This is a genomic window from Streptomyces sp. BBFR102 (genome assembly GCF_051397025.1).
GTDB lineage: Bacteria > Actinomycetota > Actinomycetes > Streptomycetales > Streptomycetaceae > Streptomyces.
The window spans coordinates 1,699,499-1,721,389 of the sequence record NZ_CP195757.1 but is presented as its reverse complement, the minus strand read 5'-3'; the positions used below and the strand labels follow the sequence as shown (position 1 = coordinate 1,721,389).

The window sequence follows — 21,891 nt, the reverse complement described above, 5'->3', positions numbered from 1 at the left end:
TCCCGTCGCGGGGCACTCCGGCCGGGAGCGGCCCGTCCCGCCCGCGCGGCCACGGCGTGAGGAGCCGATCATGGACGTACGGCGGGTCGTACCGAACCTGCGGACCGAGGACCCCGGGGCGTGCGGCGCGTTCTACGCCCGGATCGGCCTCAGCCCGGCGATGGAGCTGGGCCGGATCACCACGCTGACCGGCACCGGTGGCGGCACCGACTCCTCGACGGCCCAGCTCAGCCTGATGACGGAGGATCTGACCGGCCCGGTCGTCCCCGACCTCAGCATCGAGGTCGACGACGTCGACGCGGCGTACGAGGCGATGCGGGCGGCCGGTGCCGACCTCCTCTTCCCGGTCCGCGACGAGGAGTGGGGCGTGCGCCGCTTCTTCGTCCGCGATCCGGACGGCCGGGTCGTCAACGTCCTCGGCCACCGCTGACCGGCCCCGGCCCACTCCGAGCGCCCCCGAGGCTCCCCTCGCACACCCGTGCGCCCCGCCCGGTTCGTTGCGGCGGGATGAAAACTCCCGCGCCGGACGTTGGCGCTGGCGGTAGGGGCACGACTCGGGACGACGGAAGGACCACGGGTGGCGGGCGCGCGGCAGCACCAGGGGCAGGGGGAGCGGGGGCGTGTCCCGGCGCACCAGGAGGCGGGCGCCGGGCCGGAGGCGGCCGTCGAGGACCGGGGCTGGGCCAAGCGGCTCACCGCGTACGCCTGGCGGCACCCCAAGGACGTGATCCTCTCGCTCGGCGCCTCGCTCGCCGGGATGGGCGTCATGGCCCTGGTGCCGCTGATCACCAAGGTCGTCATCGACGACGTGATCGGCGGCAGCCGCTCGCTCGCCGTGTGGACCGGGCTGCTGATCGCGGCAGCCCTGGTCGTCTACGGGCTGACGTACATCCGGCGCTACTACGGCGGGCGGCTCGCCCTGGACGTGCAGCACGAGCTGCGCACCGACATGTTCGCCACCATCACCCGGCTCGACGGCAGACGGCAGGACGAACTCTCCACCGGCCAGGTCGTCGGCCGTGCCACCAGCGACCTCCAGCTCATCCAGAGCCTGCTGTTCATGCTGCCGATGACCATCGGCAACGTCCTCCTCTTCCTGATGTCCCTGGCGATCATGGCGTGGCTCTCGCCGCCGCTGACCCTGGTCGTCGTCGCCGTCGCGCCCGCCCTGTGGTGGATCGCCCGCCGCAGCCGCACCCGGCTCCACCCCGCCACCTGGTACGCCCAGGGGCAGGCCGCCGCCGTCGCCGGAGTGGTCGACGGGGCCGTCTCCGGCGTGCGCGTCGTCAAGGGGTTCGGCCAGGAGGACCAGGAGACCGGCAAGGTCCGCGAGGTCAGCCGCCGCCTGTTCGCCGGCCGCCTGCGCACCGTCAAGCTCAACGCCCGCTACACCCCCGCCCTCCAGGCCGTCCCCATGCTCGGCCAGGTCGCGATGCTCGCCCTCGGCGGCTGGCTGGCGGTGCGCGGGCAGATCACGCTGGGCACCTTCGTCGCCTTCTCCACCTACCTCGCGCAACTGGTCGGCCCGGTCCGGATGCTCGCCATGGTCCTCACCGTCGGCCAGCAGGCCCGGGCGGGTGCCGAACGCGTCCTGGAGCTGATCGACACCGAACCCTCGATCGCCGACGGCACCCGCGAACTGCCCGCCGACGCCCCCGCCACCGTCGAGTTCGACGCCGTCACCTTCGGCTACGGCGACGGGCGGCCCGTCCTCGACGGCTTCAGCATGGAGATCCGCGAGGGCGAGACCCTGGCCCTGGTCGGCGCCTCCGGCAGCGGCAAGTCCACCGTCGCCACGCTGCTGCCCCGCTCCTACGACGTGAGTGCGGGCGCCGTCCTCGTCGGCGGCCACGACGTGCGCGAACTGACCCTCGACTCGCTGCGCGCCGCCATCGGCCCGGTCCCCGAGGACAGCTTCCTCTTCTCCGACACCATCCGCGCCAACCTCGCCTACGGCCGCCCCGACGCCACCGACGAGCAGATCACCGCCGCCGCCCGGGTCGCCCGCGCCGACCGCTTCATCGACGAACTCCCCGACGGCTACGACACGGCCGTCGGCGAGCACGGCCTGACCCTCTCCGGCGGCCAGCGCCAGCGCCTGGCCCTGGCCCGCGCCCTGCTCACCGACCCCCGGCTGCTCGTCCTGGACGACGCCACCTCGGCCGTCGACGCCCGCGTCGAGCACGAGATCCACGAGGCCCTCGCCGAGGTCATGGCGGGCCGCACCACGCTGCTCATCGCCCACCGCCGCTCCACCCTCGGCCTCGCCGACCGCATCGCCGTCCTCGACGAGGGCCGCGTCAGCGCCGTCGGCACCCACGAGGAGCTGGAGCGCACCTCCCCGCTCTACCGCCGCCTGCTCACCGACCCCGAAGCCCTCGGCGGCCCCTCGCCCGGCCACACCCCCGAGCAGCCCCCGCTCTCCGCCCTCCTTGAGGAGGAGACGCTCACCGACGAGCTGCGGGACGAGCTGGACGCCGAGTTCGATGCCGAACGCGGCGTCACCCCGGCCCTGTGGGTCCGCGACAAGGAGGCCCGCGACCCGGCCGCCGCCCTCGCCGGAATGCCCGCCACCCCTGAACTCCTCGCCCAGGTCGAGGCGTTGCCCCCGGCCGACGAGAAGCCCCGGGTGGACGAGGCCCGCGCCGTCGCCCCGGAGGACTCCTACGACCTGCGGCGGCTGCTGCGCGGCTTCGGTCGGCCGCTCGCCGTCGCCTTCCTCTTCGTCGCCGCCGACGCGGGCCTGGGCCTGCTGCTGCCGGTGCTGATCCGGCACGGCATCGACGAGGGCGTCAACCAGCTGGCGCTCGGCGCCGTCTGGACGGCGGCCGGGCTCGCCCTGCTCGCCGTGATCGCCCAGTGGGCCTCCCAGGCCGCCGAGATCCGCAAGACCGGCCGCACCGGCGAGCGGGTCCTGTACGCGCTCCGGCTGAAGATCTTCGCTCAGCTCCAGCGGCTCGGCCTGGACTTCTACGAGCGCGAGCTGACCGGCCGGATCATGACCCGGATGACCACCGACGTCGACGCGCTCTCCACCTTCCTCCAGACCGGCCTGGTCACCGCCTTCGTCTCGGCCGTCACCTTCTTCGGCATCATGGGCGTGCTGCTCGCCATCGACCTCCAGCTGGCGCTGGTCGTCTTCGCGACGCTGCCCGTGCTGATCGTCGGCACGTACTTCTTCCGCAAGAGCAGCGTCAAGGCGTACGAGCTGGCCCGTGAGCGGGTCTCCGGGGTCAACGCCGACCTCCAGGAGAACGTCGCCGGGCTCAGGATCGTGCAGGCGTTCCGCCGCGAGCCCACCGCCACCCGCCACTTCGCCGAGCGCAGCGACTCCTACCGGCGCGCGCGGCTCAAGGGCCAGTGGCTGATCTCGGTCTACTTCCCCTTCGTGCAGCTGCTCGCCTCGGTGGCAGCCGCCGCCGTCCTCATCGTCGGGGCCGGCCGGATCGAGGCCGGCACGCTCACCACGGGCGCGCTGGTCGCGTACCTGCTCTACATCGACCTGTTCTTCGCCCCGGTCCAGCAGCTCTCGCAGGTCTTCGACGGCTACCAGCAGGCCACCGTCTCGCTCGGCCGCATCCAGCAGCTCCTGCGGGAGAAGCCCTCCACCGGGCGGGCCGCCGACCCCCGCGACGTGCTCTCGCTGCGCGGCGAGATCGCCTTCGAGGACACCGCCTTCGCCTACCGCCCGGCCGACGGCGACGGCCAGGCCGAGGAGGCGCTGACCGGCGTCGACCTCAGGATCGCGCCCGGTGAGACGGTCGCCTTCGTCGGCGAGACCGGCGCGGGCAAGTCGACCCTGGTCAAGCTGGTCGCCCGGTTCTACGACCCGACCGGCGGCCGGGTCACCGTGGACGGCACCGACCTGCGCGAGCTGGACCTGACCTCCTACCGGCACCGGCTCGGCGTCGTCCCGCAGGAGGCGTACCTCTTCGAGGGCACCGTCCGGGACGCCATCGCCTACGGGCGGCCCGAGGCGAGCGACGCCGAGGTGGAGGCGGCGGCCCGCGCGGTCGGCGCGCACGACATGATCGCCCGGCTGGAGGGCGGCTACCTGCACGCCGTCGCCGAACGCGGCCGCAACCTCTCCGCCGGGCAGCGCCAACTGATCGCGCTGGCCCGGGCCGAGCTGGTCGACCCGGACATCCTGCTGCTCGACGAGGCGACCGCCGCCCTCGACCTGGCCACGGAAGCCCTGGTCAACCAGGCCACCGAGCGGGTCGCCGGGCGCCGCACCACCCTGGTCGTCGCCCACCGCCTGACCACCGCCGCCCGCGCCGACCGCGTCGTCGTCATGGACCACGGCCGGGTCGCCGAGGTCGGGACCCACGACGAACTCCTCGCCAAGGGCGGCGCGTACGCCGCCCTGTGGGACGCCTTCGTCGGCGCCCCGGCCGCCTGACCTCCGGCCTGACCGACTCCGGGCCCGCACCCCGCGCCCCCCTGCCCCAGCCCGGGACAGGGGGGCGCGGGGCGGCCCTAGCCGGGGCCTTCGGGCGACACACCGCCACCCCCAGGAGCAGGCCGTCTGGTGGAGCGGCCGTCACTGGGCTAAGTTCCGGCGGGCCGGGACGCGCCCGGAGTGACGATCGGAACAGGGGAGGGCTCATGCGCACGGTGTTGCGCTGGTTGCTGTCGCTCGTGGTCCTGGCGGGGGCCGTCACGGTCCAGGCCGGCAGTGCGGCGGCCGACCAGGAACCGGCACGCGACGGCCGGGACATCCTTCAGCGGCTGCTCGCCGTCGAGGGCGTCGAACTGATCGAGGAGAAGCCGTACGACGGCTACCGGTACTTCGTCCTCACCTACACCCAGCCGGTCGACCACCGGCACCCGAAGCGGGGCACGTTCGAGCAGCGGTTCACCGTGCTGCACAAGGACACCTCCCGCCCCACCGTCCTCCACACCTCCGGCTACGGCGTCTCCACCAGCCCCGGCCGCAGCGAGCCGACCCGGATCATCGACGGCAACCAGATCTCCCTGGAGTACCGCTACTTCACCCCCTCGCGGCCCGAACCCGCCGACTGGTCGAAGCTGACGATCTGGCAGGCCGCCAGCGACCAGCACCGCCTCTTCACCGCCCTCAAGCCCGTCTACGGCAAGAAGTGGCTGGCCACCGGCGGCTCCAAGGGCGGCATGACCGCCACCTACTACGAGCGGTTCTACCCCCGCGACATGGACGCCGTCGTCGCCTACGTCGCCCCCAACGACGTGGTCGACGACGAGGACTCCGCCTACGACCGCTTCCTCGGCCAGGTCGGCACCGCCGAGTGCCGCGACGCCCTGCACGCCGTCCAGCGCGAGGCCCTGCTGCGCCGCGCCCCCCTCAGCGAGCGGTACGCGGAACTGGCGGAGAAGGCCGGTGCCACCTTCACCACCGTCGGCAGCCTCGACAAGGCGTTCGAGGCCGTCGTGATGGACCTGGCCTGGGGCTTCTGGCAGTACGCCGACGAGGCCGACTGCGCCCGGGTCCCCGAGGCCCGCACCGCGAGCGACGCCGAACTCTTCGCCTACGTCGACGAGATCTCCGGCTGGTCCTTCTACACCGACCAGGGCCTCGCCCCGTACACGCCGTACTACTACCAGGCCGGCACCCAGCTCGGCTCGCCCGGCATCGCCCAGCCGCACCTCGCCGACCTCAGCCGCTACGGCTACCAGGCGCCCCGCGCGTTCGTGCCGCGCTCCATCCCCATGCGGTTCGAGCGGCACGCGATGCGCGACGTCGACACCTGGGTCCGCCACCACGCCCGGCGCATGATGTTCGTCTACGGCGAGAACGACCCGTGGAGCGCCGAGCCGTTCCGCCTCGGCACCGGCGCCCGCGACTCGTACGTGCTGACCGCGCCGGGCGCCAACCACGGCGCCAACGTCGCCGGGCTCGTCCCCGAGGAGCGCGCCCGCGCCACCGCACGCATCCAGCAGTGGGCCGGCGTCGCCCCGGCGACCGCCCAGGCCGACCCCGAGTCCGCCAGGCCGCTCGCCGCCTACGACGACACCCTGGACTCGCTCGACGAGCGGCTGCTCCGAAAGCACCGGGGCGGCGGGCTCTGACCTGACCCGGCCCGCACACCGGAAGGCGCCGCCCGCCCCGTGATCCACGGGGCGGGCGGCGCCGTTCGCCCGCCCGTCAGTACCGCAGGCCGTACCCGACCGGCAGCAGCTCCTTCGACGGGTCGTCCGCCCGCTGCACCGGCACCGGCAGCTTCCCGCGCGCGCTCGCCCGGCCGGCCAGCACCCGCACGGCCGCCCGCAGCTCCACATCCGTCCACGAGTAGGTGGCGAGCACCGCGTCCGCCTCGGGCAGGTGCGCCACGTCGTACGGGTTGCGGATGGCCAGCGCCACCACCGGCACCCCGGTCGCCGCCAGCGCCCGCACCAGCTTCTGCTGCGCGCTGCCCGCCGCCACGTTGTACGTCCCGACGATCACCGCGTCCTTGCCCTCGGCCGCCGCCACCGCCGCGTCGACGGCCGCCTGGCCGGGCGCCGTCCCGGTCGGCAGCGTCGTCACCCGGAAGCCGAGCCCCGTCAGCTCCTCGGTGATCGTGGTGGTCGGCGGACCCGTGGTGCCCGACGGGGAGGCCGGGTCGGCGCCGACGACCAGGAGGTCCCGGTGGGTGCGGCGGCTCAGCGGGAGCAGGCCGCCGCGGTGGGCGAGCAGGGTCGTGGTGCGCTCCGCGATCCGGTCCGCCTCCGCCAGGTGCGGGCGGATGCCGACGGTCCGGTCGACGTCCCGCCGCGTCACGTACGGGTCCTCGAACAGGCCGCGCCTCGCCTTCAGTTCGAGGATGCGCAGCACCGAGGTGTCGATCCGATCCTCGGTCAGCTCCCCGTCGCGCACCGCCGCCAGCACCGCGTCGTACGCCACCTTGATGCTCGGCGGGTTGAGCAGCTGGTCGACCCCGGCGAGCAGGGCGAGAACCGGTACCCGGTCGTCGCCGTACTTGGTGCGGACCCCCTCCATGCCGAGCGAGTCGGTGACGACCACCCCGTCGTACCCCAGCTCCTCGCGGAGGATGCCGGTCAGGATCGGGCGGGAGAGCGTCGCCGGGTCCTCGGCCGGGTCGAGGGAGGGCACCACGATGTGCGCCGTCATGATCGAGTCGATGCCCGCCGCGATCGCCGCCCGGAACGGCGGCGCGTCCAGCCGCTCCCACTCCTCGCGGGTGTGGTGGATGGTGGGCAGCGCCTCGTGGCTGTCGGTGGTGGTGTCGCCGTGGCCGGGGAAGTGCTTGGCGCAGGAGGCGACCCCGGCCCCCTGGTACCCCTTCACCTGCGCGGCCACCAGCTCCGCCACCGCCTCGGGGTCGGAGCTGAAGGAGCGGACGCCGATCACCGGGTTGGCCGGGTTGACGTTGACGTCGGCGTCGGGCGCGTAGTTCTGGAGGATGCCGAGGGCGGCCAGCTCGGCCCCGGCGAGGTGCGCGGCCCGCCGGGTGTCGGTGCGGCTGCCGCCCGCGCCCAGCGCCATCGCGCCCGGCAGCAGGGAGGCGGGGGCGCCGACCCGGCAGACGATGCCGTGCTCCTGGTCGGTGGAGACCAGCACGGGCACGCCGTTCCCGCGCCCCAGCGACGCGCGCTGGATGCCGTTGGAGAGTTCGGCGATCTGGTGCGGGTCGCGGGTGTTGTTGGCCCAGGTGAAGTAGATGATGCCGCCGACGTGATACGTCGAGATCAGCTCGGCGGCGTCGCGGACACCCAGCTCCTTGAGGTTGGCGTCGACGTCCGCCTGGTCCGGGCCGGTCGCGGTGTGGCCGTACACCCGCGTCACGAAGAGCTGGCCGACCTTCTCCTCCAGGCTCATCCGGGAGAGCAGCCCGCGCAGCTGCTCTCGGGTGGGTCTGCGCGCGGCGGGCACGGCGTCCGCCGGCCCTTGGGGGCCGGCGGCGGAGGCCGCCGTGCTGACGGTGGCCGCGGCGGCGGCTCCCGCGCCCGCCGCGAGCACGGCGCGGCGGGAGGTGCCGGGGGATCGGTGGTGCACGTGCGCTCCTTCCGGTGGGAGGGGCGCCGGGCGGGTGCGCGCTGCCCGTGCCGCCTCGACGGGCAGCTCCTGAAGGAAACTGCCAGGAATCACGGATAGCCCGAAGATTTCTGCCAGTCAAGGGGCGGGGCGCGTGTTGCGGCGGAGGCACGCGCCGCTTGTCCGGCTTTGCCTCGGCTGGGGCACCCCCGCACGACATTCGAGGGGCCCGGTCCATGGACCGGGCCCCTCGTGTTTCCCCCCGGAGGTTCCCCCCTCCAGCTCAGAACTCCCTGAATCCCCCCCCGGGAATCCCCCCGGAAGTCCTGACGCCACGTAAGACGGGCGGGTCCCGCCCGGGGTTGTACGGAAAGCGCGAGCAGTCGCGAGAAGTTTCCGGGGCCGCCGGGACCGTCCCCGGTACGGCGTACCGTCGGGGCCATGGCCAGCACTCCCCAGAACGGGCCCCGCCCCGCCCTCTCCGTCCTGGAAGCCGTCCTCGAACGGATCACCTACGCCAACGAGGAGAACGGCTACACCGTCGCCCGGGTCGACACCGGGCGTGGCGGCGGCGACCTGCTCACCGTGGTCGGGGCGCTGCTCGGGGCGCAGCCGGGGGAGTCGTTGCGGATGGAGGGGCGGTGGGGCTCGCATCCGCAGTACGGCAAGCAGTTCACCGTGGAGAACTACACGACCGTGCTCCCCGCCACCGTCCAGGGCATCCGCCGCTATCTCGGCTCCGGCCTCATCAAGGGCATCGGGCCGCGCATCGCCGACCGGATCACCGAGCACTTCGGCGTCGACACCCTGGACGTGATCGAGGCCGACGCGGGGCGGCTGGTCGAGGTCCCCGGGCTCGGCCCCAAGCGGACCAAGCTGATCGCCGCGGCCTGGGAGGAGCAGAAGGCGATCAAGGAGGTGATGGTCTTCCTCCAGGGTGTCGGCGTCAGCACCTCCATCGCGGTACGCATCTACAAGAAGTACGGCGACGCCTCCATCTCCGTCGTCCGCAACCAGCCCTACCGGCTCGCCGCAGACGTCTGGGGCATCGGCTTCCTCACCGCCGACCGGATCGCCCAGGCCGTCGGCATCCCGCACGACAGCCCGGACCGCGTCAAGGCCGGCCTCCAGTACGCCCTCTCCCAGTCCAGCGACCAGGGCCACGTCTACCTCCCCGAGGACCGGCTCATCGCCGACGCCGTCACACTCCTCCAGGTCGACACCGGCCTGGTCATCGACTGCCTCGGCGAACTCGCCGCCGAGGAGGAGGGCGTGGTCCGCGAGAAGGTGCCGGGACCCGACGGCGAACCCGTCACCGCCGTCTACCTGGTCCCCTTCCACCGGGCCGAGGTCTCCCTCGCCGCCCAGCTGCTGCGCCTCCTGCGCGCCGCCGACGACCGGATGCCCGCCTTCCAGGACGTGGACTGGGAGAAAGCGCTCGGCTGGCTCGCCCGCCGCACCGGTACCGAACTCGCCCCCGAGCAGCGGGACGCGGTCCGGCTCGCCCTCACCGAGAAGGCGGCCGTGCTCACCGGCGGGCCCGGCTGCGGCAAGTCGTTCACCGTCCGCTCGGTGGTCGAACTGGCCCGCGCCAAGGGCGCCAAGGTGGTCCTCGCCGCCCCCACCGGGCGCGCCGCCAAACGCCTCGCGGAACTGACCGGAGCCGAAGCCTCCACCGTCCACCGCCTGCTGGAGCTGCGCCCCGGCGGGGACGCCGCCTACGACCGGGAGCGGCCGCTCGACGCCGACCTGGTGGTGGTCGACGAGGCGTCCATGCTCGACGTGCTGCTCGCCAACAAGCTGGTCAAGGCGGTCGCCCCCGGCGCCCACCTGCTCTTCGTCGGCGACGTCGACCAGCTGCCGAGCGTCGGCGCCGGCGAGGTGCTGCGCGACCTGCTCGCCGACGGCGGCCCGATCCCCTCCGTCCGCCTCACCCGGATCTTCCGCCAGGCCCAGCGCTCCGGCGTCGTCACCAACGCCCACCGCATCAACGCCGGCACCCCGCCGCTCACGCAGGGGCTCGACGACTTCTTCCTCTTCGTGGAGGACGACACCGAGGAGGTCGGCCGTCTCACCGTCGACGTCGCCGCCCGGCGCGTCCCGGCCCGCTTCGGTCTCGACCCGCGCCGCGACATCCAGGTCCTCGCCCCCATGCACCGCGGCCCGGCCGGCGCGGGCGCCCTGAACGCCCTCCTCCAGCAGGCGATCACCCCGGCCCGGCCCGACCTCCCCGAGAAGCGGTTCGGCGGCCGGGTCTTCCGCGTCGGGGACAAAGTCACCCAGATCCGTAACAATTACGAGAAAGGGCTCAACGGCGTCTTCAACGGGACCGTCGGCGTCGTCACCGCCCTGAACGCCGAGGAGCAGCGGCTGACCGTACGCACCGACGAGGACGAGGAGGTCCCGTACGACTTCGACGAGCTGGACGAGCTGGCGCACGCCTACGCCGTGACCATCCACCGCTCGCAGGGCAGCGAGTACCCCGCGGTGGTGGTGCCCGTGACCACCAGCGCCTGGATGATGCTCCAGCGGAACCTGCTCTACACCGCCGTCACCCGGGCCAAGAAGCTGGTCGTCCTGGTGGGGTCGCGGAAGGCGATCGGCCAGGCGGTGCGCACCGTCTCCGCGGGCAGGAGGGGCACCGCGCTCGACCACCGGCTGCTCTCCGGGGCGCCCGGCCGGGCGTTCGGCCAGAAATGATCGATCAAATCGGTGGGATACGTCACGCAGCCCTTCCGGAACCGGCGAGAGAGGGGCAGGATGAACAGGTTGGCGGCACTGAGTGCCGCCAAAGGGCCGAAGGGTCGACCCCGAGTGCACTCTCCTGAGCCAAGTGGGGGATGGTAGAGACAGTCAGGGCACCTCGAAGATGAGGCACTACGTCGGTGAGGGAAAGACGTGAGCGACAACTCTGTAGTACTGCGGTTCGGCGACAGTGAGCACACCTACCCGGTGATCGACTCCACCGTCGGCGACAAGGGCTTCGACATCGGGAAGCTTCGCGCCCAGACGGGTCTGGTGACCCTCGACAGCGGCTATGGCAACACCGCGGCGTACAAATCCGGGATCACCTATCTCGACGGCGAGCAGGGCATCCTTCGCTATCGCGGGTACCCGATCGAGCAGCTGGCGGAGAGCTCCACCTTCACGGAGGTGGCGTACCTGCTGATCAACGGTGAGCTGCCGAACGTCGACCAGCTGGCGGGGTTCAAGAACGAGATCACGCAGCACACGCTCCTCCACGAGGACGTGAAGCGGTTCTTCGACGGCTTCCCGCGCGACGCGCACCCGATGGCGATGCTGTCGTCCGTGGTGAGCGCGCTGTCGACGTTCTACCAGGACAGCCACAACCCGTTCGACGAGGAGCAGCGCCACCTCTCGACGATCCGCCTCCTGGCCAAGCTGCCGACCATCGCGGCCTACGCCTACAAGAAGTCGATCGGCCAGCCCTTCGTCTACCCGCGCAACGACCTGGGCTACGTCGAGAACTTCCTGCGGATGACCTTCTCGGTCCCCGCCCAGGAGTACGAGCCCGACCCGGTCGTCGTCTCCGCGCTGGACAAGCTCTTCATCCTGCACGCCGACCACGAGCAGAACTGCTCCACGTCCACCGTGCGCCTGGTCGGCTCCTCGCAGGCCAACATGTTCGCCTCCATCTCCGCCGGCATCTCCGCGCTGTGGGGCCCGCTGCACGGCGGCGCCAACCAGTCGGTGCTGGAGATGCTGGAAGGCATCCAGGCCGACGGCGGCGACGTCGACGCCTTCATCCGCAAGGTGAAGAACAAGGAGGACGGCGTCCGGCTGATGGGCTTCGGCCACCGCGTCTACAAGAGCTTCGACCCGCGGGCGAAGATCATCAAGGCGGCGGCGCACGACGTCCTCTCCGCGCTCGGCAAGTCCGACGAGCTGCTGGACATCGCGCTCAAGCTGGAGGAGCACGCGCTCTCCGACGACTACTTCGTCTCGCGGAACCTCTACCCGAACGTGGACTTCTACACCGGGCTGATCTACCGCGCCATGGGCTTCCCGACCGAGATGTTCACGGTGCTCTTCGCGCTGGGCCGGCTGCCCGGCTGGATCGCCCAGTGGACCGAGATGATCAAGGAGCCCGGATCGCGCATCGGGCGCCCGCGCCAGATCTACACCGGCGAGGTCCTGCGCGACTTCGTCCCGGTCGAGGCCCGCTGACCGAGGCGGACGCCTCGGGAGTTCTCGGGGGTACGCCCCACTTGGCCCGTCCTTTCCCCGCTGTGCGGCGGGGGAGGGGCGGGCTTTCGGCTTGGGTGCGACCCGTCGTGTGGCCGCTGCCGAAGCCGGCCTCAAGCGTCGGCCGGGCTGAACGGGGCAAGTAGAAAGCGCCCCGGCACCAGTCCCCCCACGGGCCGATGCTCGGGGCGCTTTCCTGTGTCCCGAGCGGATTCCCCCCACGGGATCCGGTCGGGCGTCTGTGCGGTCTGCCAGGACACGTACGTACGGGAGGGCCGCTCAAAGCTCCCCGGTGCACGTGCCCCGGCCTACACGGTCGAAGGACGTCCCCCAAGACGCCCTCCCGATTCCGGAAACGTCCCCCAAGACATTTCCGGTATCGCCTTCTTAGACTCACGAGCCCCCCACTTGGTTACGTTGCGGGGAGTGTGATCTGCGTCTCTCGCACGACCTGAATCCTGCTGCGAGAGCCCCCGGGGTTCGGGGTCCAAGAGTAAGGGTAGTGCGTCAACTATGTGAAGGACTTGAGGCGAAGACTGTTGGTGATGACGAAGACCGAGGAGAAGGCCATCGCGGCCCCCGCGATCATCGGGTTCAGCAGTCCCGCGGCGGCCAGCGGAAGCGCCGCCACGTTGTAGCCGAAGGCCCAGCAGAGGTTGCCCTTGATGGTGGCCAGCGTGCGCCGGGAGAGCCGGATCGCGTCGGCCGCCGCCCGCAGGTCCCCGCGGACGAGGGTGAGATCCCCGGCCTCGATCGCCGCGTCCGTCCCGGTGCCCATGGCGAGCCCCAGGTCGGCGGTGGCCAGCGCGGCCGCGTCGTTGACGCCGTCGCCCACCATGGCCACCGTACGGCCTTGCGCGCGCAGCCGCTCGACCTCGGCGACCTTGCCCTCGGGCAGCACCCCGGCCACCACCCGCTCGATGCCGACCGCGCGGGCCACCTCGGCGGCCACGGCGGCGTTGTCGCCGGTCAGCAGAACGGGCGTGAGTCCGAGAGCGCGCAGGTCGCGGACGGCCTCGGCGCTGGTCTCCCGGAGCGCGTCGGCGAGCGTCAGCAGTCCACGCGCGGCCCCGTCCCAGCCGACCGCGACCACGGTCCGCCCGCGCGCCTCGGCGTCCGCCAGGGCCCGTTCCAGCTCCGAGGAGAGCGGCATGCCCGCCTCGGCCAGGAGCCGGGGGCGGCCGGCGACGGCCCGGTGGCCCTCGACGGTGCCGCGCACGCCGAGTCCGGAGGTGCTGGCGAAGTCGGAGACGGGCGGCAGCGGACCGTGGCGTTCCGCGGCGGCGCTCGCCAGGGCGCGGGCGACCGGGTGTTCCGAGGCGTGCTCCAGGGCGCCCGCGAGCCGCAGCAGCTCGGCCTCGCCGGTGCCGGTGGCGGGCAGGACCTCGGTCAGCTCCATGCGCCCGGTGGTGAGCGTGCCGGTCTTGTCGAGGACGACGGTGTCCACGCGGCGGGTGTTCTCCAGCACCTCGGGGCCCCGGATGAGGATGCCGAGCTGCGCGCCGCGCCCGGTGCCGACCAGCAGGGCGGTGGGCGTGGCGAGGCCGAGCGCGCACGGGCAGGCGATGATCAGGACGGCCACGGCGGCGGTGAAGGCGGCGGTGGTGTCGCCGGTGGCGAGGAGCCAGCCCACCAGCGTGCCGACGGCGATCACCAGTACCACCGGGACGAAGACCGCCGAGACCCGGTCGGCCAGCCGTTGTACGGCCGCCTTGCCGTTCTGGGCCTGCTCGACCAGGCGTGCCATCCGGGCCAGCTGGGTGTCGGCGCCGATCCGGGTGGCCTCCACGGTGAGACGGCCGCCGGTGTTGACCGTGGCGCCGGTGACCTGGTCGCCGGGGGCCACGTCGACCGGTACCGACTCGCCGGTCAGCAAGGAGGTGTCGACGGCGGAGCGGCCCTCGACGACCGTGCCGTCGGTGGCGATCGTCTCGCCGGGCCGGACCGTGAACCGGTCGCCGACCACCAGCCGCGCCACCGGGACCCGCACCTCGCGCCCGTCCCGCACCACGGTGGCCTCGCGCGCCCCCAGCTCCAGCAGGGCCCGCAGGGCGGCGCCCGCCCTGCGCTTGGCGCGCGCCTCCAGCCAGCGGCCGAGGAGCAGGAAGGCGACGACGCCGGCCGCCACCTCCAGGTAGATCATCGAGGAGGCGTCGGTGCGGGAGGCGGTCAGGTCGAAGCCGTGCCGCATCCCGGTCGCCCCGGCGTGACCGAGGAAGAGGGCCCAGAGCGACCAGCCGAAGGCGGCGAGGGTACCGACCGAGACGAGGGTGTCCATGGTGGTCGCGCCGTGCCGCAGGTTGGTCCAGGCCGCCCGGTGGAAGGGCAGGCCGCCCCAGACGACGACGGGCGCGGTCAGCGTCAGGCAGAGCCACTGCCAGTGGTCGAACTGGAGTGCCGGGATCATCGACAGCACGACGACCGGGGCGGCGAGCAGCGCGGAGACGGTGAACCGCTGCCGCAGGGCGTCGGTCTCGGCGTCGGCGGGCGGACCGGAAACCTGAGGGGCGTCCGCGGGCGGCTCGGGTTCCGGCGGGCGGATCTCCTCGGCGGTGTAGCCGGTGCGGACCACCGTGGCGATCAGGTCGGCGACGCCGAGGTCCTCGCCCGGCTCGTAGGCGACCTTCGCCTTCTCGGTCGCGTAGTTGACGGTGGCGGTGACGCCGGGCATGCGGTTGAGCTTCTTCTCGACCCGGGCGGCGCAGGAGGCGCAGGTCATGCCGCCGACGCTCAGCTCGACCTCGGTGGGCGGGGATGCTGCCGGCCGCTCGGGGGCCGTGCTGCTGGTCATGGTCTGGCGGTCTCCGGTACGGGACTGTGGGGCTGGGGGAGTGGCGCGGGCGGGCACCGGGCGGGCCCGGGCCCTTCCACGGTGCGGCCCCGCCCGGGCGCCGGGCGGGGCGGGGCGGGGGTCAGGCGCGGCCGGTCAGCTCGTACCCGGCCTCGTCGACGGCGGCGCGGACGGCCTCCTCGTCGAGCGGGGCGGCGGAGGTGACGGTGACCTTGCCGGTGGCGGCCTCGGCCTTGACGGAGGAGACGCCCGGCAGTGCGGAGATCTCCTCGGAGACGGCGCCCTCGCAGTGGCCGCAGGTCATGCCGGTGACCGCGTAGACCGTGGTGACGGCACCGCTGTCCGCGCAGCCGCCGGAGGAGGCGGCGGAGCCGGAGCAGCAGGAGCCGGTGGTCTGCGTCTGGGCCTGGGTGTCGCTGGTCATGGTGTCCTCCTGAAGGGCCGTCCCGTTCGGGCGGGTCCGGTCGTGATGGTGCGGATGGTCGTGATGTCCAGGATGGTGCAGTGGTGGTGCGTGTGGTGCCGGTGGGGCGGGCGTGCGGACCGGGACTGCCGGGGCAGGCGGGGTCCGAGGTGCGTCCGTCGAGGCCGACCGTACGGTCAGAGTATACCCCTAGGGGGTATGGATTCCTCGTGGGGCGGCGCAGCGAGCCGCGCGGCCCGTCCTCGGTGCCGACCCCGGCCTCACCGGCCTGGCCGTCTCTCGCCCGGTCGTCTCTCGCCCGGTCGGCGTTCGAGGCTGCCCTTGACCGGCACCCCGGCGGGGGCCGAGCCGTCGTGCCTACCCCGCCACGGGGGCGAGGTGGGGTGGCCTCAAGCGCCGGCCGGGCTGGAGACGGGGGCCGGGCTGGAGACGGCGGGCGGGGCTGGAGACGGCGGCCGGGCTGGAGGCGGCCGGGTGGGCTCGGGGTGGCCGGGTGGGCCGGAGTTCCGGTCCAGGTGCCCAGTGCTCCCAGGCGTCCGGAGCGGGGCGGGCCGTGCGGGTCCGGGAGTGCGGGCGGCGTTGCGAACCGGCCGTGACGAGGGTGTGGCGGGGCGGGGCGGGGCGCGCGCCGGACGGCGGAGCCCCGTTCACCCTTCCAGGTACGACTCCAGCAGTGCCCGCGTCCGCCGTGCCACCGGCAGCGGGCGGTCCGGCGGGCACGGGTACATGTCCTGTTCGACGATGGCGAAGAGGTCGACGCCGAGGGGGCGGGCGGCTGCCAGTACGGGTTCCAGGGCGGGTACGCCGAGCGGCGGCTCGCACATGACGCCCTGGGCGACCGCCGGGCCGAACGGCAGGTCCTCCGCGCGCACCCGGGCCAGCACCTCGGGGTCGACCTGCTTGAGGTGGAGGTAGCCGAGCCGTTCGCCGTAGGTCTCGATCAGGCGGACGCTGTCGCCGCCGCAGTAGGCGTAGTGGCCGGTGTCCAGGCAGAGTTCGACCAGGCCGGGGTCGGTGGTGTCGAGGAGGCGGACCACGTGCTCCTCGGTGTCGACGTGGGTGTCGGCGTGCGGGTGGACCACCGTGCGCAGCCCGTACTCCTCGCGGACCCGGTGGGCCAGGCGCTCGGTCAGCCGGGCCAGGTCGTGCCAGGCGGCCGGGGTCAGCTCGCGGTCCTCCAGCACCTCGCCGGTCTTGTCGTCGCGCCAGAAGGCGGGGATCGCCACCAGGTACCCGGCGCCCGCCGCGCGGGTCAGCTCCGCCACCCTCGCGACGTGCGCCCAGGTCTTTTCCCAGACCGCCTCGCCCCGGTGCAGCCCGGTGAAGACGGTGCCCGCCGACACGCTCAGCCCGCGCCGCGCCGTCTCGTCGCGCAGCCGTACCGGGTCGGTGGGGAGGTAGCCGAACGGGCCCAGCTCGATCCACGGGTAGCCCGCCTCGGCCACCTCGTCCAGGAACCGTTCCCAGCCGATCTGCCGCGGGTCCTCGGGGAACCAGACCCCCCAGGAGTCGGGCGCCGACCCGATCCGCAGCCGGGAGGCCAGGGGCGCGGGCTCGTTCGTGCGGTCCATCAGCTGTCCGCCTTCCGGTCGCCGTCCGGGGCGGCGCGGTGCCGCCCGCCCTCCCCGGCCAGCCTGCCCGACCCGGGCGTGAAGGTTCGTCCGAATGTCCGGACAAAATGTTGACAGGGTTCCGCGCCGCCGACTAGACCTGGGCACGCCCCGGGTCCGTACCGGCACCACGGGGAGCACCGCCGCCGCAACGACGCAGCGAGGGGGAGGCCGTGACGGGCGCACAGCCGGGACACGGGAGTGGGCAGCGGCCCCCCGGACCGCCGCACCGGGGGGCGTACGACGTGATCGCCCTCGGGCGGCTCGGCGTGGATCTCTATCCGCTGCGGACCGGGGTTCCCCTGGCCGAGGTGGACACCTTCGGGAAGTTCCTCGGCGGGTCGCCCGCCAACGTCGCCGTCGCCGCGGCCCGGCTCGGGCGGCGTACCGCCCTCGTCAGCCGCACCGGTGACGACCCGTTCGGCGCCTACCTGCGGTCCGAGCTGGAGGAGTTCGGCGTCGACGCGCGCTGGGTGACGGCCGTGCCCGGCCTGCCCACCCCCGTCACCTTCTGCGAGGTCTTCCCGCCCGACGACTTCCCGCTCTACTTCTACCGGCGGCCCGAAGCCCCCGACCTCAGGATCACCGCCGGCTCCCTCGACCTCGACGCGATCGGCGCCGCCCGCGTCCTGTGGGCCACCGGCACCGGCCTGAGTGCCGAACCGAGCCGCACCGCCACCCTCGCCGCCCTCGCCCACCGGCGCCGCGCCGCCCACACCGTCCTCGACCTCGACTGGCGGCCCACGCTCTGGGACGAGGCCGCGCGCCCGCGCGCCCGCGCCCACTACGCCGCCGCCCTCGCCCACGCCACCGTCGCCGTCGGCAACCTCGCCGAGTGCGAACAGGCCACCGGCCACCGCGAACCGGACGCCGCCGCCGACGCCCTGCTGGCCGCCGGAGTCACCCTCGCCGTCGTCAAACAGGGGCCCGAAGGCGTCCTCGCCGCCCACCGCGACGGCAGCCGCGTCACCGTCCCGCCCGTCCCCGTCGAGGTGGTCAACGGCCTCGGCGCCGGGGACGCCTTCGGCGGCGCCCTCTGCCACGGCCTGCTCGCCGACTGGCCGCTGGAGACCACGATCCGGTACGCCAACGCCGCCGGGGCCCTGGTCGCGTCCCGCCTCGCCTGCTCCTCCGCGATGCCCCGCGCCGAGGAGATCGACGCGCTGCTCGGCGGCGCGGGGTGAACGGCGCCCACGCCGTCGACACGGCCGCCCTCGCCGGGCTGCGGGCCCACCGGCCCGAGGCGGTCGCCGAGGCCGCCGCCCGCCGGGTCCGCCGCACGCTGCTGGGTGGCGACGGACGGCTTCTGGTCCTCGCCGCCGACCACCCGGCGCGCGGCGCCCTCGGCGCGGGCCACGGCGACCGCGCCATGGCCGATCGCGCCGGACTCCTGGCCCGGCTGCGGCTGGGCCTCTCCCGCCCCGGCGTCGACGGGGTGCTCGCCAGCGCCGACGTCCTGGACGACCTGCTGCTGCTCGGCGCGTTGGAGGGCAAGGCCGTCATCGGCTCGATGAACCGGGGCGGCCTCGCCGGGGCCGCCTTCGAACTCGACGACCGCTTCACCGGGTTCCGCCCCGAGGACCTCGCCCGCTCCCGCTACGACGCCGGGAAGCTCCTGCTCCGCCTCGACTACGACGACCCCGGCTCCCTCACCACCCTGCACGCGGCGGCCCGCGCCGTGGACGCCATGGCCGCGCTGCGGCTGCCCGTCTTCGTCGAGCCGTTCCTCTGCCGCCGGGTCGGCGGTGAACTCCGCAGCGACCTGGGCGCCGCAGCCGTCACCACCTCGCTGGCCGTCGCCTCCGGCCTCGGCGGCACCTCCGCGTACACCTGGCTCAAGGTGCCGGTCACCGAGGACCCCGACGACATGGCGCGGGTCACGGCCGCCTCCACGCTGCCCGTCGTCCTGCTCGGCGGCCCGGTCGGCGCGGCGCGCGGGGAGGCCACGTACGAGCGGTGGCGGCGCGCCCTGGCCCTGCCCACGGTGCGCGGCCTCGTCGCCGGCCGCGCCCTGCTCTACCCGCCCGACGGCGACGTGGCCGCCGCCGTCGACACCGCCGCCGCCCTCGTCCACGGCGACGCCCGGCACGAGGCGGCCCGTACCCCGCCCGGCCCGTCGCGCGGCCTCCCCGCCCCGCGCGGGGTAGGTGATGAGCCATGACGACGACGCCCCGCACCGGCCCGCACCCGCTCCACCTGCGGCCGGGCGCCACCCCGTCCCCCGGCCGCCCTTACCGGCTCACCGCCGGGCCCGCCCAGGGCCTGCGCCACACCGCCCTGCGCATCCTGGAACTGGCCCGGGGCGACACCCACACCTTCGCCACCGGCGGTGCCGAGTGGATCGTGCTGCCGCTCTCCGGTGGCGGTACGGTCCGGGTGCGGCCCGACGATCCCCAACAGGACGGAGGAGCCGCCGAGTTCACCCTCCACGGACGTCCGGACGTCTTCGCCGGGCCCACCGACTTCGCGTACGTCCCCCGGGACGCGCGCGTCGAGATCACCTCCGGCGCCGCCGGCCGGTTCGCTCTGGCAGGAGCGAAGTGCGGGCGCCGACTCCCCGCCCGCCGAGGCCCGGCGCCGGAGGTACCCGTGGAGGAGCGGGGCAGCGGGACGTGCGCGCGGCAGGTGCGCAACTTCGCCGCCGCCGACACCTTCGCCTGCGACCGCCTCATCGCCGTCGAGGTGCTCACCCCGCCCGGCCACTGGTCCTCGTACCCGCCGCACAAACACGACGAGCACCGGCCGGGGGAGGAGAGCGAACTGGAGGAGATCTACTGGTTCGCCCTCGACGGGCCCACCCCGGCCATCCACCGGGTGGCGCCCTCCCGGCCCGGCGGCGCCGACCTGCTCGCCGAGGTGCGGGACGGGGAGGCGGTGCTGGTCCCGGACGGCTGGCACGGCCCGTCCGTCGCCCCGCCCGGCCACCCGCTCTACTACCTCAACGTCATGGCGGGCCCCGGCCCCGGCCGCGAATGGCGCGTCACCTTCCACCCCGACCACGCGGAGGGCTACCGGTGAGGCTCACCACCGCCCAGGCACTGATCCGCTTCCTCTCCGTCCAGTACAGCGAGCGGGACGGCGAGCGGCAGCGGCTGATCCCCGCCCTCTGGTCCGTCTTCGGCCACGGCAACGTCGCCGGGATCGGCCAGGCCCTCGCCGAACACACCGCCCGGCGGCCCGAGGGGGCCGGCGTCCTCCGCTTCCACCAGGGCCGCAGCGAGCAGGCCATGGTGCACGCCGCCACCGGCTTCGCCCGCCAGAGCCGCCGCCTCGCCACCCACGCCGTCACCACCTCCATCGGGCCCGGCGCCACCAACCTCGTCACCGGTGCCGCCCTCGCCACCGTCAACCGGCTGCCCGTCCTGCTGCTCCCCGGCGACACCTTCGCCACCCGCCCCGCCGACCCCGTCCTCCAGCAACTGGAGGTCCCCTACGCCGGGGACGTCACCGTCAACGACTGCCTGCGGCCCGTCTCCCGCCACTTCGACCGCCTCACCCGGCCCGAGGCGCTGATCCCCGCCGCCCTCACCGCGATGCGCGTCCTCACCGACCCGGCCGCCACCGGCGCCGTCACCCTCGCCCTGCCGCAGGACGTGCAGGCCGAGGCGTACGACTGGCCCGAGGAGTTCTTCGCCGAGCGGACCTGGCACATCCGCCGCCCCGCCCCCGACACCGCCTCCCTCACCGAGGCCGCCGCCCTGCTCCGCCAAGCCCGCCGCCCCCTCGTCGTGGCCGGCGGCGGGGTCAAGTACGCCGGGGCCGAGGCCGCGCTCGACGCCTTCGCCCGCGCCACCGCCATCCCGGTCGCCGCCACCCAGGCCGGCAAGGGCGCCCTGCCCCACGACCACCCCCAGGACGTCGGCGCGCTCGGCCACACCGGCACCGCCACCGCCGACGACCTGGCCCGCACCGCCGACCTCGTCCTCGCCGTCGGCACCCGCCTCACCGACTTCACCACCGCCTCCGGCACCCTCTTCGCCGCCGACGGGGTCCGCTTCGCCCACCTCAACCTCGACCCCGCCGACGCCCACAAACTCGCCGCGCACGCGGTGGTCGGCGACGCCCGGGAAGGGCTCACCGCCCTGACCCGGCTCCTCGAAGGCCACCGCCTCCCCGCCCCGCACGTCACGGCGTACACCGCCGCCAAGGCCGACTGGGAGGCCCGGGTCGACGCCGCCTACGCCGCCCCCGACCCGGCCGCCCGCCCCACCCAGACCCAACTGCTCGGCGCCCTCGACGCCCTGGTCACCGGCGAGGACGTCCTCGTCAACGCCGCCGGCTCCCTCCCCGGTGACCTGCACCGCCTCTGGCGGGCCCGCTCGGCGGACCAGTACCACGTCGAGTACGGCTACTCCTGCATGGGCTACGAGATCCCCGGCGCCCTCGGCGTCCTCCTCGCCGAGCCGCGCCGCCCCGTCTGGGCCCTGGTCGGCGACGGCACGTACCTGATGAACACGACCGAACTGGTCACCGCCGTCCAGGAGTCGCTGCCGCTCAAACTGGTCCTCATCGACAACCACGGGTACGCCTCCATCGGCGGCCTCTCCCGCGCCGTCGGCGCCGAGGGCTTCGGCACCGCCTACCGGATGCCCGGCCCCGGCGGGCTCCTCGACGGGGAGCCGCTGCCGCTGGACCTCGCCGCCAACGCCGCCTCCCTCGGCGTCCGCATGCTCCGCGCCGACACCGTCGCGGAACTGCGCGAGGCCCTCGCCGAGGTGCGGGCCGCCACCGTCCCCACGGGTGTCTACGTGCGGACCGAAACGCCCGACACAGTGTCCAGCCCGACGCCCGCACAGGCGTGGTGGGATGTTCCCGTGGCCCGGACCGCGCACCGCGAGGAGGCGGCCCGAGCCCGGCAGGAGTACGACCGGAACGTCGCGGCCCGGCGCCGTCATCTGTGAAGGAG

Annotated in this window: 13 protein-coding genes; 9 read left to right on the top strand and 4 right to left on the bottom strand. The window is 74.1% G+C overall.

Annotation, left to right across the window (positions count from 1 at the left end):
* Window positions 1-70 precede the first annotated feature (70 nt).
* The 3 genes from ACSLIC_RS07670 (at window position 71) to ACSLIC_RS07660 (ending at window position 6,048) form a co-directional block, all read left to right on the top strand.
* On the top strand, window positions 71-430 hold the full coding sequence (locus ACSLIC_RS07670; protein ID WP_436736928.1) for a VOC family protein: 360 nt from the start codon (window positions 71-73) through the stop codon (window positions 428-430).
* A 147-nt stretch (window positions 431-577) separates the two neighbouring features.
* Window positions 578-4,402: an ABC transporter ATP-binding protein gene (locus ACSLIC_RS07665; protein ID WP_436736927.1), complete on the top strand. Its 3,825-nt coding sequence runs from the start codon at window positions 578-580 to the stop codon at window positions 4,400-4,402.
* A 206-nt stretch (window positions 4,403-4,608) separates the two neighbouring features.
* Window positions 4,609-6,048, top strand: coding sequence for a S28 family serine protease (locus ACSLIC_RS07660; RefSeq protein WP_436736926.1), 1,440 nt, complete (start codon window positions 4,609-4,611; stop codon window positions 6,046-6,048).
* 76 nt (window positions 6,049-6,124) lie between these two features.
* Here ACSLIC_RS07660 and ACSLIC_RS07655 read toward each other — a convergent pair whose 3' ends face one another.
* Window positions 6,125-7,975, bottom strand: a complete 1,851-nt coding sequence (locus tag ACSLIC_RS07655) for a glycoside hydrolase family 3 protein (protein ID WP_436736925.1) — start codon at window positions 7,973-7,975, stop codon at window positions 6,125-6,127.
* Between the two features lie 420 nt (window positions 7,976-8,395).
* Here ACSLIC_RS07655 and recD2 point away from each other — a divergent pair, with 420 nt between their 5' ends.
* Window positions 8,396-10,654, top strand: coding sequence for an SF1B family DNA helicase RecD2 (gene recD2, locus ACSLIC_RS07650; RefSeq protein ID WP_436736924.1), 2,259 nt, complete (start codon window positions 8,396-8,398; stop codon window positions 10,652-10,654).
* A gap of 198 nt (window positions 10,655-10,852) precedes the next feature.
* Window positions 10,853-12,142: a citrate synthase gene (locus ACSLIC_RS07645; RefSeq protein ID WP_436736923.1), complete on the top strand. Its 1,290-nt coding sequence runs from the start codon at window positions 10,853-10,855 to the stop codon at window positions 12,140-12,142.
* A 529-nt stretch (window positions 12,143-12,671) separates the two neighbouring features.
* On the opposite strand, the gene ACSLIC_RS07640 is transcribed toward ACSLIC_RS07645, so the two are convergent.
* The 3 genes from ACSLIC_RS07640 to ACSLIC_RS07630 all read right to left on the bottom strand — a co-directional run bounded on the left by ACSLIC_RS07640 (window position 12,672) and on the right by ACSLIC_RS07630 (window position 16,946).
* Window positions 12,672-14,951, bottom strand: a complete 2,280-nt coding sequence (locus ACSLIC_RS07640; protein ID WP_436736922.1) for a heavy metal translocating P-type ATPase — start codon at window positions 14,949-14,951, stop codon at window positions 12,672-12,674.
* A gap of 121 nt (window positions 14,952-15,072) precedes the next feature.
* On the bottom strand, window positions 15,073-15,375 hold the full coding sequence (locus tag ACSLIC_RS07635) for a heavy-metal-associated domain-containing protein (protein WP_436736921.1): 303 nt from the start codon (window positions 15,373-15,375) through the stop codon (window positions 15,073-15,075).
* 647 nt (window positions 15,376-16,022) lie between these two features.
* Window positions 16,023-16,946: a sugar phosphate isomerase/epimerase family protein gene (locus tag ACSLIC_RS07630; protein ID WP_436736920.1), complete on the bottom strand. Its 924-nt coding sequence runs from the start codon at window positions 16,944-16,946 to the stop codon at window positions 16,023-16,025.
* A gap of 284 nt (window positions 16,947-17,230) precedes the next feature.
* On the opposite strand from ACSLIC_RS07630, the gene iolC reads away from it, so the two are divergent.
* The 4 genes from iolC to iolD are packed head-to-tail and all read left to right on the top strand — an operon-like array spanning window position 17,231 to window position 21,886.
* Window positions 17,231-18,169 (top strand): 5-dehydro-2-deoxygluconokinase, encoded by a 939-nt coding sequence (gene iolC / locus ACSLIC_RS07625; protein WP_436736919.1) that lies wholly within the window; start codon window positions 17,231-17,233, stop codon window positions 18,167-18,169.
* A complete protein-coding gene (locus ACSLIC_RS07620; RefSeq protein WP_436736918.1) occupies window positions 18,166-19,146 on the top strand; it encodes a Cgl0159 family (beta/alpha)8-fold protein in 981 nt (326 codons plus the stop codon). The genes iolC and ACSLIC_RS07620 overlap by 4 nt, the downstream gene beginning before the upstream one ends.
* Window positions 19,143-20,003 carry a 5-deoxy-glucuronate isomerase gene (gene iolB, locus ACSLIC_RS07615; protein WP_436736917.1) on the top strand — a complete coding sequence of 287 codons (861 nt, stop codon included), beginning with the start codon at window positions 19,143-19,145 and terminating at the stop codon, window positions 20,001-20,003. The genes ACSLIC_RS07620 and iolB overlap by 4 nt, the downstream gene beginning before the upstream one ends.
* Window positions 20,000-21,886 carry a 3D-(3,5/4)-trihydroxycyclohexane-1,2-dione acylhydrolase (decyclizing) gene (iolD, locus tag ACSLIC_RS07610; protein ID WP_436736916.1) on the top strand — a complete coding sequence of 629 codons (1,887 nt, stop codon included), beginning with the start codon at window positions 20,000-20,002 and terminating at the stop codon, window positions 21,884-21,886. The genes iolB and iolD overlap by 4 nt, the downstream gene beginning before the upstream one ends.
* The last annotated feature ends 5 nt before the right edge of the window (window positions 21,887-21,891 follow it).

What these genes read in the sequence shown, in the direction of transcription:
- iolB (WP_436736917.1), top strand. Translation starts at nt 19,143, where the DNA reads ATGACGACGACGCCCCGCACCGGCCCGCACCCGCTCCACCTGCGGCCG.
- ACSLIC_RS07670 (WP_436736928.1), top strand. Translation starts at nt 71, where the DNA reads ATGGACGTACGGCGGGTCGTACCGAACCTGCGGACCGAGGACCCCGGG.
- ACSLIC_RS07660 (WP_436736926.1), top strand. Translation starts at nt 4,609, where the DNA reads ATGCGCACGGTGTTGCGCTGGTTGCTGTCGCTCGTGGTCCTGGCGGGG.
- ACSLIC_RS07630 (WP_436736920.1), bottom strand. Translation starts at nt 16,946, where the DNA reads ATGGACCGCACGAACGAGCCCGCGCCCCTGGCCTCCCGGCTGCGGATC.
- ACSLIC_RS07640 (WP_436736922.1), bottom strand. Translation starts at nt 14,951, where the DNA reads ATGACCAGCAGCACGGCCCCCGAGCGGCCGGCAGCATCCCCGCCCACC.
- ACSLIC_RS07635 (WP_436736921.1), bottom strand. Translation starts at nt 15,375, where the DNA reads ATGACCAGCGACACCCAGGCCCAGACGCAGACCACCGGCTCCTGCTGC.
- recD2 (WP_436736924.1), top strand. Translation starts at nt 8,396, where the DNA reads ATGGCCAGCACTCCCCAGAACGGGCCCCGCCCCGCCCTCTCCGTCCTG.